The organism is Thauera sp. (assembly GCF_034003485.1).
GTDB lineage: Bacteria > Pseudomonadota > Gammaproteobacteria > Burkholderiales > Rhodocyclaceae > Thauera.
The window spans coordinates 1-16,231 of sequence record NZ_JAVEYL010000008.1 but is presented as its reverse complement, the minus strand read 5'-3'; the positions used below and the strand labels follow the sequence as shown (position 1 = coordinate 16,231).

Sequence of the window (16,231 nt, the reverse complement as noted above, 5' to 3'; positions counted from 1 at the left end):
CACCGGGGGCTCGTCCCCCGACAAAAAAACGGAACGCCCGATTGATCGTCGGGCGTTCCGTTTTTTTGTTGTCGCCTGGCTGTTGCGGCCTGGCCGAACTTACTGCTGTGCCTGCAGCGCCGAGGCGTTGATGTTCACGTCGTAGCGCTGGCGCAGGTCGGTGATGAACGCACCAAAGTCGCGCCCGGCAAGCAACTGCGCATACTGCGAGGCCACCGCGGCAATGCGCGGGTCCTCGGCGCCGATCTGCGGACGTTGCACCGCCTCGATGCGGTAGATGACGTAATCGCCTTCAGGCGTGTGCACACCCACGTGTGCGGGCAAGGGCTCGGCCGGGGCCGAGAACACCGCCTGCATGGCCGCCGCGGGCAGGCCGGGCGCACCGCGCTGCAGCGTGCGTTCTTCACCCCAGGTCACCGCAGCCGACTCGCCCTTGCCGAGCGCGGCCAGCGTCGCCTCGCCCTGCGCCAGCGCCTCCTTGCGACCCTGCTCGCGCCGCAGCTCGTCGACGATGCGACTGCGCACCTCGTCCAGCGGCAGGCGCTTGGCGGCTTCGAAGGTCTTCACCCGTGCCGACACCAGCGTGCCGTTGCCGATCTCGATCGCCTCGGTGTTGCGTGCCTTCTGCACGGCCTCGTCGCCGAACAGTGCGTTGAGCAGGCGCTCATTGTTGAACGGTTCGGGCGCCGATTCGCGGCTGATCCAGTCGCTGGTGCGCATCTCGAGGCCGATCGCCTCGGCGGCGGGCGCAAGACTGTCGGGCTGTTCATAAACCGTGTTCGCAAACTGCTCGGCCAGTTCGGCAAACCGGCGCCCCGCCTCCTGGGCGCGCAGCTCGGCGACGATCTCGTCGCGCACCTCATCCAGCGCCTTGATCGACGACGGCTTGATGTCGGTGAGCTCGATGATGTGCACACCGAACTCGCTGCGCACCGGATCGCTGATCCGGCCCTTATCGAGAGCGAACACCGCATCCTCGAACGCGCCCACCATCATGCCGCGGCCGAAGAAGCCCAGATCGCCGCCCCGGCTCGCAGAGCCCGGATCCTGCGACTTTTCGCGCGCGATATCGGCAAACTTGCCCGGCTCCTGGCGCAGGGTATCGACGATGGCCTTGGCCTCGGCCATGACCTTGTCCACCTCGCCCTGCTCGGCATTGTCGGGGAGCGTGAGCAGGATGTGACGCGCCTGGCGTTCTTCCGCCACGCCAAAGCGCGGCTGATTGCCCTCATAGAAGGCGCGGACCGCATCGTCGGAGACCGCCACCTTCTGTTCGATCGAGGCGCGGTCGAACACGAGATATTCGGCCTGCAGCCGGGCCGGCCGTTCGAAGCGCACCGGATTGGCTTCGTAGTAGGCGGCGACCTGTTCTTCGCTCACGGTCGCGTCCGCACCCAGCCGGTCGGCCGCAAAACGCGCTTCGCGGACCTGGCGCTCCTCGAGCTGCGCATCGAGAAAACGCCTGGCCGACGCCTCCGGCACGAAGCCAGCATCGCCCACGGCGGCGACGATCTGCTGCACGCGCACATCCTGCGCCAGGCGGGCCTCGAAGGTCGCCGGGCTCATGCCTTGAGCGCGCACCAGATTCTCGTAGCGCTGCAGCGAGAACCGCCCGTCTTCCTGAAAGGCCGGAACGCCCGCAATCGTCGCCTGGAGCTGCTCGGGCGTGACCACCAGGCGGTTCTCGGCGGCATAGAGCGCGAGCACGCGCTGGTTGATCAGATTGTCGAGCACCACACGGCGCAATTCGGCGGATTCGAGCAGAGCGCGGTCGACCTGCCCACCGGCAGTGGCGCGCAGTCGGTCCTGCTGCTCGCGCAGCGCCTGGTCAAAGTCATATGCACTGATCCTGGTCCCGCCGACCTGTGCGACCTCATTCCCGGTGGCCGATTCGCTGAAATACGCATCCATGCCGAAGAAGGCAAAAGGAATGATCAGAATTGCCAGAATGACCTGCGCAATGCGCTTGTTGTTGCGGACAGCCTCGAACATCGTGAATTCCGTTTAAGCCACAAGGGAGCGTCGGCAAGCATGCGATACAGGCGCGCCGAGGCCCGCAAGTTTAGCGCATTGCGCTGCACTTCTGCCCTCCTCCATGCGATACGTCACAAGATGTGGCTGGAAGCGCAACTTATACTCGGTCCATGCGCGTGTTCACCTCTCCATGGATAAGCATTACCCTGGCCTACTGGCTCGCTGGTCACATTGCACTCGGTCTGGCCATTCCGCCAGGCTACACCGCGCCGTTCTTTCCCTCCGCCGGCATCGCGCTCGCCGCTCTGATCATCTTCGGCCTGCGCTACTGGCCGGCCGTCCTCGCAGGCTCTGCGCTCGTGCAACTGGCCGCCGCCTGGCCGCTGATCGGCACCCCGGGATGGACTCTACTCGGGCCGATGATCGTACCGATCGGGGCCACGCTGCAGGCCGTGGCCGGCGCCCTTCTGACCCGCAGGTTGATCGGCTTCCCAAATGCCCTGGATACGCCCGGCTCGGTAATACGTCTGCTGGCAATCGCCGTTCCGGTGAGCTCCCTGGTGAGTTGTACGATCGCGGTGTCGGCGCTGGTCTGGGCGGGCGTGATTCCCCGGGCTGGGGCGCTGTTCAACGGGTGGTCATGGTGGGCCGGCGATACCCTCGGTGCACTGGTTGCCACGCCGCTGATGTTTGCCTTCTTCGGACGGCCGGCGAGCCAATGGCGGCCTCGTCGCCTCGCCATCGCGGTGCCGCTGGCGATCGCCCTCGTGTTGCTCACCCTGACCTACCGCCAGGTCGTGCACTGGGAGGAGATGCGAATTCAGGCACAGTTCGATCGCGACGCCTCTCATCTCGCAGGCCTGCTGCAGAAGCGGCTCGACCGGCATATCGAGATGATGCGCTCGACCGAGCGGCTGTTTTCGGTGAGCGATGAGGTCACCGCGGCCGATTTCGCCGCCTTCGTCACCCCCTGGATGGAGCGCCACTCGGGCGCCCAGAGCTTCAGCTGGAACCCTCTGGTCCGCGATGGCGAGCGGGACGCCTTCGAGGCGGCGATGCGCGCGAGCGGCCGGGAGGGCTTCACCATCCTGAACCGGGACGCGAACGGCCACACCTCCCCGGCCGGCCGACGCGCCGAGTATCTGCCGGTGCTTCACATTGCGCCGGCGGGGATCAACGAGAGTGCGCGCGGCATGGACCCGCTGTCATTCGCCGTTGCCGCCGAGGCAATCACGCGCACGCGCTCCACGGGGCAGCCGGCGGCCACTGCCCGTCTGCGCCTGGTCCAGGAGACCGGCGATCAGGACGGTCTGGCCGTCTATCTCGCGGTCTTCGCACCCGGTAGCGCTGCGCCGTCAGACCGCCTGCAGGGCGTCGTGACCGCCACCTTCCGTCTCGAGGACGTGCTCACAGCGGCGCTCCAGAGCGCTCCGTCCGCGGCCATCGAGCGCTGCCTGGTCGACCTCGAGGCCCCCGCCACCTGCCTCGCTGGCGAACAGCACAGCGCTCATCCGGGCTGGGAAAGAGGCGCGCTCGAGCACGCCGCACCGATCTCCTTCGCCGGCCGTCAGTGGGAGCTGCGCTTGCGCGCAAGCCCGGAGTACATGCGCCAACTGCAGAGCTGGGCGGCATGGGCAACCGTCGCGGCGGGTCTGCTTGCGACCGCGATGCTCGGCGCCCTGCTGCTGATCACCACCGGTAGCAACCGTCGCATCAACGCGCTGGTGGAGCAGCGCACGGCCGAGCTCGAAGCCGCAAGCGCCAGCCTCAGCGAGAAGCAGGCAGCACTGATCGATGCGCAACGCATCGCGCGCATGGGCAGCTGGGAAACGGTGTCTGGCGTGACGGGCCTGCATACCTCCGCCGAACTGCATCTCCTGCTCGGCGTCGATGGGAGCCAGCTCCACAGCCTGGCAGACCTCGTCGAAGCGGTCTCGGTCACAAGCCGCCCCGCGCTTTCCAAGGCCTTCGACGCCGCGGCACAGAACCCGGGGCGGATCATGCTCGACTGCAAGACCGGGACCCTGCCCTCGCGGACGCTCCAGTTCCGCATCGAGAGCGAATGGAAATCCGGAACGGTTACCCGCATCCGCGGCACCGCGCAGGACGTCAGCAGCGCGCGCGAAGCCGAGGCGAAGATCCAGTATCTCGCCCGCTACGACACCCTGACCGGCCTGCATAACCGCAGCGCCTGGCAGGACCAGGCCCGCATCGCGCTTTGTTCGGCGGCCAGGCATGAGGACAAGTTCGCCATCCTGTTTCTCGATCTCGACAACTTCAAGACCGTGAACGACTCGCTCGGCCACCCGGCCGGCGACCGCATGCTCGCCTTGGCGGCCAGCCGGCTGTCGAAGTGCGTGCGCGACGAGGATCTGCTCGCCCGCCTCGGCGGCGACGAGTTCGTTGCGCTGCTGTCGCGCCTGGCGAACATGGAAGAAGCTGCGCTCGTGGCCGACCGCATGCTCGCCGCGCTCATTGAACCGATGCACATCGACGGTCACGAACTGCAGCTGTCAGCCAGCATCGGCATCGCGCTCTATCCGAGCGACGGCGCCGAGGTCGACACCCTGCTCAAGCACGCCGACACCGCGATGTACGGCGCCAAGGAGTCCGGGCGCAACACTTACCGCTTCTTCATCCCCGAGATGAATACCCGCGCCACCGAACGGCTGCTGATGGAGACCGACCTGCGGCGTGCGGTCGACCGCAACGAGCTGATCCTGCACTACCAGCCCCAGATCGAGGCGGCCACCGGCAGACCCTATGGCTGCGAGGCACTCGTGCGCTGGATACACCCGCAGCGCGGCCTGGTTCTGCCCGACCAGTTCATCGCGCTCGCCGAAGAAACCGGCCTGATCGCGCCCTTGGGCGAATGGGTGCTGCGCGAGGCCTGTCGACAGCAGGTGGAATGGCGCGCGGCGGGCCTGCCCGATCTGGTCGTCGCAGTGAACATCTCGGCGCTGCAGTTCCGCAAACACGATTTCGTCACGATGGTGGCGCGCATGCTCACCGAAACCGGCGCCGACCCCGCCTGCATCGAGCTCGAGATCACCGAAAGCGCGCTGATGGAACCCTCCGCCGAGCTCTCGGGTCGCCTGCAGGATCTGGTCGACCTCGGCCTCACCCTCGCGCTGGACGATTTCGGCACCGGCTACTCCAGCCTGTCGTGTCTCAAGCGCCTGCCGATTGCACGGTTGAAGATCGACCGCTCGTTTGTCGACGACCTTCCCGGCAACGCCGAAGACGCCGCCGTCACTTCGGCAGCGCTCTCGCTCGCGCGCGACCTCGGCATGCAGGTGGTGGCCGAAGGTGTCGAGACCCCGGCCCAGCGCCAGTATCTTGCCGAGCGCGGTTGCCACACGATGCAGGGCTACCTGTTCTCGCGCCCGCTCACGGTCGACGCGTTCGCCCACTGGATTCGGGCCAACCAGCGCGTTTAGAGCGCAGTGGATAAGCGCCCGCTCTCGCCGTAAAAGCCAAAAGCGCGCTTGCCCGCGAAAATGTGCAACTGCAGCACATTCGCGGGCAAGCGCGCCGCTGCGGCGGCGACCGTCAGTCCACGCGTCGGAACACCAGCTGCCCGCCTTCGGTATCCACCCGGATGCGGTCCTTCGGCGCGAACTTGCCTTCGAGGATCGCCCTCGCGAGCGGGTTCTCGATGCGCTCCTGGATCGCGCGCTTCAACGGCCGCGCGCCGAATATCGGGTCGAACCCTGCGGCCGCCAGCTCGGCCAGGGCCGCGTCGCTGACTTCCATCCCCATCTCGAGCCGTGCCAGGCGCTTCTCCAGGTACTGCAACTGGATCTTCGCGATGCCGGCGATGTGCTTCTCGTCGAGGGCGTGGAACACCACCACCTCGTCGATCCGGTTGACGAACTCCGGGCGGAAATATGACTTCACCTCCGCCATCACCGCCAGCTTGATCACCCCGTAGTCGTCCCCGGCCATCGCCTGAATCATCTGGCTGCCCAGGTTGGAGGTCATCACGATCACGGTGTTCTTGAAGTCCACCGTGCGCCCCTGGCCGTCGGTCATGCGGCCGTCATCGAGCACCTGCAGCAGCACGTTGAACACGTCCGGGTGCGCCTTCTCGACCTCGTCGAACAGGATCACGCTGTAGGGCTTGCGCCGCACCTGCTCGGTCAGGTAACCCCCCTCCTCGTAGCCGACGTAGCCCGGGGGTGCGCCGATCAGGCGCGCGACCGAGTGCTTCTCCATGAACTCGCTCATGTCGATGCGGATCATGTGATCCTCGGAGTCGAACAGGAAGTTCGCCAGCGTCTTGCAGAGTTCGGTCTTGCCCACGCCGGTGGGGCCGAGGAAGAGGAAGGAACCATAGGGGCGGTTCTCGTCCGACAGACCGGCACGCGAGCGGCGGATGGCATCGGCCACCAGGCGCACAGCCTCGTCCTGACCGATCACGCGCTCGTGCAGCTTGTCTTCCATCTTCAAGAGCTTTTCGCGCTCGCCTTGCATCATCTTGCTCACCGGGATGCCGGTGGCGCGCGACACCACCTCGGCGATTTCCTCGGCGCCGACCTGGGTGCGGAGCAGCTTGTTGGGCGTGGCGTTCTCGCCCGCCTGCTCGGCCATCTTCAACTGGCCTTCGAGCTGCGGCAGCTTGCCGTATTGCAGCTCGGCGACCTTGTCGAGCTGGCCCTTCCTCTGAAACTCGGCCATCTGCGCGCGCAGCGCATCGATCTCTTCCTTGATGTGCGCCGAGCCGGCAGCCTTGGCCTTTTCCGCCTTCCAGATCTCTTCCAGGTCGTTGTACTCGCGCTCGAGCTTCGCGAGCTCTTCCTCGATCAGTTGCAGGCGCTTCTGCGAAGCCTCGTCCTTCTCCTTCTTCACCGCCTCGCGCTCGATCTTGAGCTGGATCATGCGGCGGTCGAGCTTGTCCATGACCTCGGGCTTGGAGTCGATCTCCATCTTGATGCGCGCCGCGGCCTCATCGATCAGGTCGATCGCCTTGTCGGGCAGGAAGCGGTCGGTGATGTAGCGGTTCGACAGCTCGGCCGCGGCGACGATCGCCGGGTCGGTGATGTCGACGCCGTGGTGGATCTCGTACTTTTCCTGCAGGCCGCGCAGGATGGCGATGGTCGCCTCGACGCTGGGCTCTTCGACCAGCACCTTCTGGAAGCGGCGCTCGAGCGCGGCGTCCTTCTCGATGTACTTGCGATACTCGTCGAGCGTGGTGGCGCCGATGCAGTGCAGTTCGCCACGGGCGAGCGCGGGTTTCAACATGTTGCCCGCATCCATCGCGCCCTCGGCCTTGCCGGCGCCGACCATGGTGTGGAGCTCGTCGATGAAGAGGATGATGCGGCCCTCGTCCTGGGCGATCTCCTTCAACACCGCCTTCAAGCGCTCCTCGAACTCGCCGCGGTACTTGGCACCGGCGAGCAGCGCCGCCATGTCGAGCGACAGCACGCGCTTGCCCTTCAAGGTCTCGGGCACCTCGTCATTGATGATGCGCTGCGCCAGGCCTTCGACGATCGCGGTCTTGCCCACGCCGGGCTCGCCGATCAGCACCGGGTTGTTCTTGGTGCGGCGCTGCAGGATCTGGATGGCGCGGCGGATCTCGTCGTCGCGGCCGATCACCGGGTCGAGCTTGCCACTGCGGGCACGCTCGGTGAGGTCCATGCAGTATTTGTTCAGCGACTCGCGCTGGCCTTCGGCGTCCTGGCTGCCCACGTTGGCGCCGCCGCGCACCGCCTCGACCGCGGCTTCGAGCGCCTTGCGGTTCAAGCCGTTCTCCTTGAGCAGGCGGCCGGCCTCGCCCTTGTCGTCGGCGAGCGCGAGCAGGAACATCTCGCTCGCGATGAACTGATCGCCGCGCTTCTGGGCCTCGCGGTCGGTGACGTTGAGCAGGTTGTTGAGATCGCGGCCGATGCTGACCTCGCCGCCGTGCCCCTCGACCTTGGGCAGGCGGCCGATGGCCCGCGCCACCGCCGTCTTGAGCGGCGGCACATTGACGCCGGCGCGCTGCAGCAGCGACACGCTGCCGCCGTCGTCCTGCTCGAGCAGCGCCTGCACGACGTGCAGGGGCTCGATGAATTGCTGGTCGTTGCCCACCGCGATGCTTTGCGCATCGGCGAGGGCTTGCTGGAATTTGGTGGTGAGCTTGTCGAAGCGCATGGTGAGAATCCTCGGGATTCGTTGAACTGCAACCTATGTGGGGCAGATCGGCCGCGCTTCAAGTGCGGCACTCAGAGATGCGGACGCTCCTGCCCCGGCACATCCGGATAACGCACGTAGTCGACCAGGTCCTGGATCTCCCGCGGTGGCGGCCTGGTCAGCAGGCTGACCACGACGATGGTCACGAAACCGAGCGGCACACCGAACACACCCGCCGAAATCGGGTTGATGTCGAACCAGGCGTTGGCCATCGAACCACCGAAGAACGGGTGGGTGCGCACCGCATAGAAAATCGTGACCGCCAGCCCGACGAGCATGCCGGTGACGGCGCCCGGGCGGTTCGCACGCTTCCAGAAGATGCCCAGCACCAGCGCCGGAAAGAAGGCCGAGGCACCGATCGAAAACGCCAGTCCGACCATGAACAGGATGTTGTCCGGCCGCATCGAGGCCACCCAGGCGGCGACCACCGCCACCACCAGCAGTTGCGACTTGGAGATCACCAGCCGCCGATGCGTGGTCGCCTTCGGATTGATGACCTTGTAATAGAGGTCGTGCGACAACGCATTCGCGATCGTCAGCAGCAAGCCATCCGCAGTCGACAGCGCCGCGGCCAGCCCCCCCGCGGCGACCAGACCCGACACCACGTAGGGCAAGCCGGCAATCTCCGGGGTCGCCAGCACGATCACGTCGGTGTTCAGGCTCAGTTCGGCAAGCTGGAGAATACCGTCACCGTTGAGATCCTCGATGCGGACCATCCCCACCCGTCCCCACGACGCCACCCAGTCGGGCAGGATGTCCAGGCTCGACCCGACCACGTTGTGATAGACCTCCCACTTGGCGAACACGGCGTAGGCCGGCGCGGTGACGTAGAGCAGGAAGATGAAGAACAGCGACCACATCACCGAGCGCCGAGCCTCCATCACGCCCGGCGTGGTGTAGTAACGCATCAGGATGTGCGGCAGCGCCGCGGTGCCCACCATCAGCACGAACATCAGGGCGAGAAAATTGTTCCGCGCAACCGCCGACTCGCGCTCGGTCGCACCGGGGTGAGCCTCGGCGTGGCGGGGCGGCGGCTTGGAGCGCTCGAGCGCATCGAGCCGGGCGCGTTCCCAGATCTGTTGCGCCTCTGCAGGCGTACGCGGCATGTCGCGCAGCGCACGCTCGGTGAGCGCGATGTCGCGCGCGGGCGCATTGCCGAGCCGCATCTCGTTGAGTGCGTCGATCATGCGCCGGCGCTCGATCTCCAGCGAATCGGGCAGCGCTGCCATCTTGTCGGCAAAATCCTGCGCCCGCGCGGCATAGAGGAGGCGCACCCCGACCTCGGTCGGCGCCTCGAGCAACACGTCCTCGCGCGCGGTGATCTCCTGCAGCACCTTGCCGTACACCGCCTGTGGGATCGGGATCCCGGTGAGTTTGTACGACAGGATCACGACCGGCACGAGGTACGCGATGATCAGGATCACATACTGCGCCACCTGGGTCCAGGTCACGGCGCGCATGCCGCCGAGGAAGGAACACACCAGGATGCCGGCGAGACCGATGAACAGGCCGATTTCGAATTCCACGCTGACGAAGCGGCTGGTCACCAGCCCGACGCCGTAGATCTGCGCCACCAGATAGACGAAGCTCGCAAGCACCGTCGCAGCGAGCCCGACCAGGCGCGCGACGTTGCCCTGGTAACGCGCACCGAGAAAATCCGGGATCGTGTATTGCCCGAACTTGCGCAGATAGGGCGCCAGCAGCAGCGCCACCAGCACGAAACCGCCGGTCCAGCCGGTGACGAAGGCCAGCCCCTCGAAGCCGCTGAAGTACAGCGTGCCGGCCAGGCCGATGAAGGACGCGGCGCTCATCCAGTCGGCCGCCGTCGCCATGCCGTTGAACATCGCCGGCACGCGCCGGCCCGCGACGTAGTACTCCGACACGTCGGAGGTTCGGCTCATCACCCCGATCGTGGCGTAGACCGCAATCGTCACGAACAGGAAGACATGGCCGATGACCTGCTGCGACAAGCCCATCGACTCACCGATGGCAAGCAGCACCACGAACAGCGCAAACGACAGCGTATAGACGCCGTAATAGCGCCGCAGTTGACGCGCGAAGCCGACGTTTCGCTTCAAGATCGGCCCCGCCCGTCGTCGCCGCGCCACCGCAGCATCAGTACTTGATCCGCGCGTAGTAAGACTTCTCGGCTGCCTCGCGCGCGTCGCGCAGGGTACGGATGCCCTTCTCGGCGAGCAGCGGCACCAGCTTCAGGAACACCTCGGCGGTCACGATGGCGTCGCCCAGCGCAGTATGGCGGCCGACGATCGTGAGTCCGAGCCGGTCTGCAATCGCTTCGAGTCGGTGCGATTCCTGGTTGGGATGGATGACCGCCGACAGCAGCAGGGTGTCGATCACCGGCTGGTCGAAGCGCAGCCCGGTCTCTTCCTCCTTGAGCTGCAGGAAGCGCATGTCGAAGGCGGCGTTGTGCGCAATCAGCACGGTGTCGGCGGCGAAGGCGTGGAAGGCCGGCAGCACCTTGTCGATAGTGGGCTGGCCGCGCAGCATGTCGGAAGAGATCCCGTGGATCTTCGCCGACTCGGGCGCCAGCGGGCGCTGCGGGTCGACGAGTTGCTCGAAGGACTCGCTGCGCAGCAGCTTGCCGTTGACGATGCGGGTCGCGCCGATCTGGATGATCTCGTCGCCCTGCGAGGGGTTCAGCCCGGTGGTCTCGGTATCGAACACGGTGAACGTGAGCTCGGACAGCAGGCGCTCCTCGAGTCCGTGCGACTTGTCCGACCACGCGAAGAGGTCGAAGTCGTAGTATTCCGGGCGACTTTCCCCACGCAGATAGGTGTCGGGCTCGGTCTGCTCCTGTGGCGTGGCAGCGGGCAACAGGATGCGGAAGAAGGCACGGTGGCGGACCTTCTCGCGCTCCAGCCACATCTCGCCGTCGTGACGGTCGATGACGTCGCGCACGGTGAGCGGGCTGCTCTCGTCCTCGATCTTCATCGCCTCGAGTTCCCAGCTCATCACCGTCTCGGTGCTCATCGCCTGGCCGGACCAGATCAGGTCGAGGTGCACCAGCCGCCCCGCCGCGGTGAGCCGGAAGCGCACCTCGCGCACCTCGAATTCGTCGGACAGACGGCTGGCCAGGTAAGTGATCGCCTGCATCAGCGAGAAGCTGTCGACCTTCACCCACAGCGACTCGTCCACCTCCTCGAGCTTGGTCGGCAGGCCGATGCGCGACTCGATCCGGCGCTGCACCGCGGCGATGAGGTCGGCACCGAGCATTTCGTCGAGCTGCCAGCGCGCCTTGAGCGAATCGGCAAACTCGTTCGCGGTATGGTCCAGGCGCTGGCTCATCGACTGCACCTCGTCGCGCACCACCTTGCGAAAGCGCTTGCGCATGTCGTCGGTCAGGTCCTCGAACTCGAGCATGTCGGCAGCCGCGCGCACGTTGGCGAGCGAGGCGCGATTGCCTTCGGTGAGGTTGTGCAGCAACTGGTCGCGGCGCGACTCGGTTTCAAAGTTACGCGTGATGTTGTCGAGCATCAGGATGAAGCCGGTCACCGTGCGCTCCGGTGCCGGCGCTGATGCGGCTTCGGGAGCGGCGCCGTCACCCTCGCCAACGGCGGCTTTCTCGTGCGCCGGGGCCACCGACAGAACCGGTGCCATCTGCACGCGCAGCAGTTGCCCCGCGCGCGTCGTGGTCACGAAATTGGCCTGCGGTTGCGGCACCCCGCGGCGCAGCCGCAACTGGACCGTGTCCAGCGCATGGGCGATGAGGTTGCGCTCGAACACACCATAGATCGAACGCCCGAGGCCGATGAGTTCGCCGCCGCCCGCTACGCCGGGCGCATCCGACAGCGCGCGGAACTGCATGCGCGCGCGGTTGTTGTAGAGCAGCACGCGACCATCGAGATTGCACACCACCACGCTCTGGGTCAGCTCGGACATCAGCGCCGCAAGGCGATTTTTCTCGAGCTCGACCGATTCCTTCGCGCGCCCGATCTGGGCCGCGACGTCGCACATCAGCTCGTCGCGCTGGCTGGCAAGCTGGTTCATGGCCAGCGCCAGGGACTGGACCTCGGGCGGACCCTCAGCTTGAACGCGGAACCCGCGGTTGGCGCCGAGCATCAGGCGCAGGTTCTCGGACATGCGCAGCAGACCCTGCACGTACTGCCTGAACAGCGCTCGCACCACGCCGATGCCGGCGGCAAATCCGAGCGCGGTGAGCATCGTGCCCAAGCCCAGATGCGGTGCCAGCACGCTGACGAGGATTTCCCTGTTCTCGCCCTCGGTTTCCGCCCAGACGATCAGCGCCGTGAGCAGGAAAGGACCGGTCATCAGCAGGAACAGCACGATAACCGCGAGAATGAAGCGCGCACGTGCCGACATGGGTCATTGCTCCAGCAAGCTGCGAACCTTGTCCACCAGCTCGCGGGTGGAGAAAGGTTTGGTCATGTAGGCATCGGCGCCCAGCGCCAGGCCCTTGGCCAGCTCGGTGTCGCGCCCTTTGGCGGTCAGCATCAGGATTCGCACCGCACCGAGCGTCGGGTCGGCCTTGACCTCCTGGCAGACCTCGAAGCCGCTCTTCTTGGGCATCATCACATCGAGCAGCACCAGATCGGGCTGGTCGGCGCGGATACGCTTGATCGCTTCCTCGCCGTCATTGGCGACCAATACCTCGAAGCCCTCCCGCTTCATGAGGAATTCCAGCGAAATGACGATGTTCTGTTCATCGTCCGCAATCAGTATTTTCTTGTTCATCGGTGACTCCTCCCCGGCGCGTATTCTAAGTCATTGCGTGGCGGCCGCCGACGCCAGCGGCAACTCGAACGAGAACGTCGCGCCTTGGCCCGGCACCGACTCCAGCCACAGCCGGCCGCCAAAGTGTTCGACGATCTGCCCGCTGATCGGCAGCCCCAATCCTGTGCCCTGAGGACGCGAGCGCTCGTCGCCCCCCTGGCGGAACCTCTGGAACACGACGCGCTGCTGCTCGAGCGGAATGCCCGGCCCGTTGTCCTTCACGTCGACGCGCAGGCGCGCACCGTCGCAGCTCAAGGTGACATCCACCCGACCCGATCCCGACGGCACGAACTTGGCCGCGTTCGACAGCAGGTTGAGCATCACCTGCAGCAGACGGTCGTGGTCCGCACGCAGCATCGGCACCGACTCGGGCAGATGGACGAACACCTCGGCCCCGCAATCCCGAAACAGTTGGGTGGTCGCATCCACCGAGTGCTGGACGAGTTCGCGCATGTCGATGTCGGTGTTGTGCCACTCGGCATGGCCCGACTCGATCTTCGCCATATCCAGCACCTGATTGACCAGGCGCGTCAGCCGCACGGTTTCCGAGACGATGATGCCGAGGAAACGCTGGCGGTCTTCGACGTCGATGTCCGCATCCTCGACCATCATCTCGGAGAAGGCGCGGATCGAGGTCAGCGGGGTACGCAGTTCGTGCGTCACCGACGACATGAAATCGTCCTTGAGGCGGTCGAGCTCCTTCAACTGCTCGTTGGCGGCCCGAAGCTCGGCGGTCGCGGCCTCGAGCGCGCGCGACTTCTCCTCGAGCTTGTGTGAATACGCCCGCACCTGCGAGGCCTCGTCGAGGATGTCCATCACCTCGCCCAGACCGAGCGGCTCCTCCTGCACCACGGTCGACACCATGACCCGCGCCGACGCGCTGCCGATCGCACCAGCAAGCAGCGACTCGGCGAAATGCACAAGCTCGGGGTCGGCCTTGAGTTGCGCCACGTCCTGCAATCCGTGCGAGCGCGCGTAGGCGCCGAATGCCTCTTCGGTGCGGCGCTGACCGAGAAAACGCGCCACCAGCGGGACCAGATCGCGGACCTCCGCCCCAGTGCGCCAGAAGCTGGCCGGCGGCGACTCGCCGCGCCGGAACACATCGACGAACAGCGCACCCTGAGTGGCCTCCGCCCCCGTCGGTATGCGCGCGAGCGACACCAGCACGTAAGCGCCGATGTTGGCCAGCAGGCTCCAGAACAGCGCGTGGCTGATGTTGTCCCAGCCGGCAAGGCCAAAGAGCTGCTCGGGCTTGAGCCAGGCGAGCCCGAACAGCCCCTGCTCGAGAAAGCCGGGATCGAGCCAGCCTGACTTGGCGAACGAGGGCAGCATCAGCGTGTAGCCCCACACCGTGAAACCCGACAACAGGCCGGCCAGCGCGCCCTCGCGTGTTCCACCACGCCAGTACATGCCGCCGAGCACAACCGGCGCAAACTGGGCCACCGCGGCAAAGCTGATCAGCCCGATGCTGACGAGCGCGTAGGCCTCGCCCGCGAGGCGGAAGTACAGATACCCCAGCAGCAGCAGGCCAACGATCGCACTGCGCCGGATGGCGAGCAGCAGACCGGTGAGGTCGCGTTCGCGCGCAAGGTTGAGCTGCCGGCTACGCAGCAGCATCGGCATGACGAGGTCGTTACACACCATGGTCGAGAGCGCGATCGCCTCGACGATGACCATGCCGGTCGCCGCCGACAACCCACCGATGAACACGAACAGCGCGAGCGCGGCGTTGTCGTGCGCCATCGGCAGCGTGAGCACGAAGGTGTCCGGATCGACCGTGCCCTGACCGAAATGCAGCAGCCCGCCGATCGCGATCGGGATCACGAAGATGTTGATCAACAGCAGGTAGGCCGGAAACACCCAGGTGGCGCGGCGCAGGTGCTGCTCGTTGACGTTCTCGACCACCGCGATCTGGAACTGGCGCGGCAGGAAGATGACCGACAGCATAGCCAGCAGCACGTGGGCGAACCAGCCGCCGTAGCCCAGGCGACCAGCGCCATCGAAGGCGAGCACGTTGGCCAGCTCCGGCACCGCCCGCGCACGCGTGTAGAGGTCGCCGAATCCGTCGTACAGCCAGTACGTGACATAGATGCCGACTGCGAGAAAGGCGAGCAGCTTGACCACCGACTCGAAGGCGATCGCCGCCACCATGCCCTCGTGGCGTTCGGTGGTGTCGAGATGCCGGGTGCCGAACAGCACCGTGAACGCGGCCAGCGTCAGCGCGATATAGAGGGTGCCGTCCTGCCACCATCCGGCCTGGCTTTCGATGCGGAACAGGCTGTCGTGCTCACCGATCAGCAGCGCATAACCGCTCGAGATCGCCTTGAGCTGCAGCGCGATGTAGGGAACGATGCCAACGACCGCGATGATGGTGACGAGCCCGCCGAGCAGATGGCTCTTGCCATAGCGCGAGGCGACGAAGTCGGCGATCGAGGTGATGCGGTAGCTGCGGGCGATGCGAATCATCTTCAGCACGACCAGCCAGGCCAGCGCCAGGCCGAGGGTCGGCCCGAGGTAGGTGGGCAGGAACCACGTCCCGCCCGAAGCCGCACGGCCGACACTGCCGAAGTAGGTCCAGGCAGTGCAATACACCGCGAGCGACAGGCTGAACACCCACGGGTTGGCGATGACCGAACGCCCCTGGTCGGCGCGACGATCGCCAAAGTAGGCCACCGCGAACAGCAGCAACAGATAGGCGAAGGACGCCCCGATGATCAGCCAGCCCGGCAGCATCGGCGCCCCCGCATCAACGCGCTCCCCGCTCGACGATCCAGGCCACTGCCACGATCAGCCCGAGCCAGACGGAAAACAGATAGACGTGCAGCAACGGCAGTCCGAACAGGCTCTCAGGCCGGTCGAACAAGGACAGAATCGGATAGTTCAGCAACAGCATGCCGGCGAGAAACACTGCCACCAGACGCTGTCCGGCCAGTCCCTTGCGCATCATGCCACTCCCATGATGTCCGCCACGGCAAAACAAAAATGACGAGGCGCCGCCCTGCTCTTTGAGGCAGGTTCGGCGCATCGTACGAACAGGATCACGCATTGCGCGTGTCCGGTCTCCCCCGTATCCGGCTCATTGGCCGGACCTCCTCCTGTCGTTCGGTCGCGGCCGGGCCGCTGCGGCCCGGCCGGCTGGAAATCAGCCCTTGAGCTGTTCCAGGATCTGCGGGTTCTCGAGCGTCGAGGTGTCCTGGGTGACGTCCTCGCCCTTGGCAAGCTGGCGCAGCAGGCGGCGCATGATCTTGCCCGATCGGGTCTTCGGCAGGTTCTCGCCGAAGCGGATGTCCTTGGGCTTGGCGATCGGTCCGATCTCGTGGCCCACCCAGTG

9 protein-coding genes are annotated in these 16,231 nt (G+C 66.0%); 1 reads left to right on the top strand and 8 read right to left on the bottom strand.

Features of this window, described 5'->3' with window-relative positions:
* Positions 1 to 99 precede the first annotated feature (99 nt).
* Positions 100 to 1,992 (bottom strand): SurA N-terminal domain-containing protein, encoded by a 1,893-nt coding sequence (locus RBT54_RS05860; RefSeq protein WP_320365095.1) that lies wholly within the window; start codon positions 1,990 to 1,992, stop codon positions 100 to 102.
* A 152-nt stretch (positions 1,993 to 2,144) separates the two neighbouring features.
* On the opposite strand from RBT54_RS05860, the gene RBT54_RS05855 reads away from it, so the two are divergent.
* On the top strand, positions 2,145 to 5,414 hold the full coding sequence (locus tag RBT54_RS05855; protein ID WP_413788423.1) for an EAL domain-containing protein: 3,270 nt from the start codon (positions 2,145 to 2,147) through the stop codon (positions 5,412 to 5,414).
* 112 nt (positions 5,415 to 5,526) lie between these two features.
* Here the strand turns inward: RBT54_RS05855 and clpB are convergent, their stop codons facing one another.
* From clpB to RBT54_RS05820, 7 genes are all read right to left on the bottom strand, one after another.
* Positions 5,527 to 8,109 (bottom strand): ATP-dependent chaperone ClpB, encoded by a 2,583-nt coding sequence (gene clpB, locus RBT54_RS05850; RefSeq protein ID WP_320365091.1) that lies wholly within the window; start codon positions 8,107 to 8,109, stop codon positions 5,527 to 5,529.
* 71 nt (positions 8,110 to 8,180) lie between these two features.
* The gene (locus tag RBT54_RS05845) at positions 8,181 to 10,226 is read right to left on the bottom strand and encodes a sodium:solute symporter family protein (protein WP_320365089.1); all 2,046 of its coding nucleotides are present in this window, start codon (positions 10,224 to 10,226) and stop codon (positions 8,181 to 8,183) included.
* A gap of 37 nt (positions 10,227 to 10,263) precedes the next feature.
* The gene (locus RBT54_RS05840) at positions 10,264 to 12,489 is read right to left on the bottom strand and encodes an exonuclease domain-containing protein (RefSeq protein ID WP_320365087.1); all 2,226 of its coding nucleotides are present in this window, start codon (positions 12,487 to 12,489) and stop codon (positions 10,264 to 10,266) included.
* 3 nt (positions 12,490 to 12,492) lie between these two features.
* The gene (locus RBT54_RS05835; protein WP_320365085.1) at positions 12,493 to 12,861 is read right to left on the bottom strand and encodes a response regulator; all 369 of its coding nucleotides are present in this window, start codon (positions 12,859 to 12,861) and stop codon (positions 12,493 to 12,495) included.
* Between the two features lie 30 nt (positions 12,862 to 12,891).
* A complete protein-coding gene (locus RBT54_RS05830; RefSeq protein ID WP_320365083.1) occupies positions 12,892 to 15,633 on the bottom strand; it encodes a sensor histidine kinase in 2,742 nt (913 codons plus the stop codon).
* Between the two features lie 13 nt (positions 15,634 to 15,646).
* The gene (locus RBT54_RS05825; RefSeq protein ID WP_320365328.1) at positions 15,647 to 15,844 is read right to left on the bottom strand and encodes a hypothetical protein; all 198 of its coding nucleotides are present in this window, start codon (positions 15,842 to 15,844) and stop codon (positions 15,647 to 15,649) included.
* A 198-nt stretch (positions 15,845 to 16,042) separates the two neighbouring features.
* Positions 16,043 to 16,231 (bottom strand): AMP-binding enzyme (locus RBT54_RS05820; RefSeq protein ID WP_320365081.1); only part of this gene is annotated, 189 nt, incomplete at its 5' end.

Bases quoted from the DNA above. Each gene is read 5' to 3' on its own strand.
- RBT54_RS05860 (WP_320365095.1), bottom strand. From the start codon at position 1,992: ATGTTCGAGGCTGTCCGCAACAACAAGCGCATTGCGCAGGTCATTCTG.
- RBT54_RS05855 (WP_413788423.1), top strand. From the start codon at position 2,145: ATGCGCGTGTTCACCTCTCCATGGATAAGCATTACCCTGGCCTACTGG.
- clpB (WP_320365091.1), bottom strand. From the start codon at position 8,109: ATGCGCTTCGACAAGCTCACCACCAAATTCCAGCAAGCCCTCGCCGAT.
- RBT54_RS05840 (WP_320365087.1), bottom strand. From the start codon at position 12,489: ATGTCGGCACGTGCGCGCTTCATTCTCGCGGTTATCGTGCTGTTCCTG.
- RBT54_RS05835 (WP_320365085.1), bottom strand. From the start codon at position 12,861: ATGAACAAGAAAATACTGATTGCGGACGATGAACAGAACATCGTCATT.
- RBT54_RS05830 (WP_320365083.1), bottom strand. From the start codon at position 15,633: ATGCTGCCGGGCTGGCTGATCATCGGGGCGTCCTTCGCCTATCTGTTG.
- RBT54_RS05825 (WP_320365328.1), bottom strand. From the start codon at position 15,844: ATGCGCAAGGGACTGGCCGGACAGCGTCTGGTGGCAGTGTTTCTCGCC.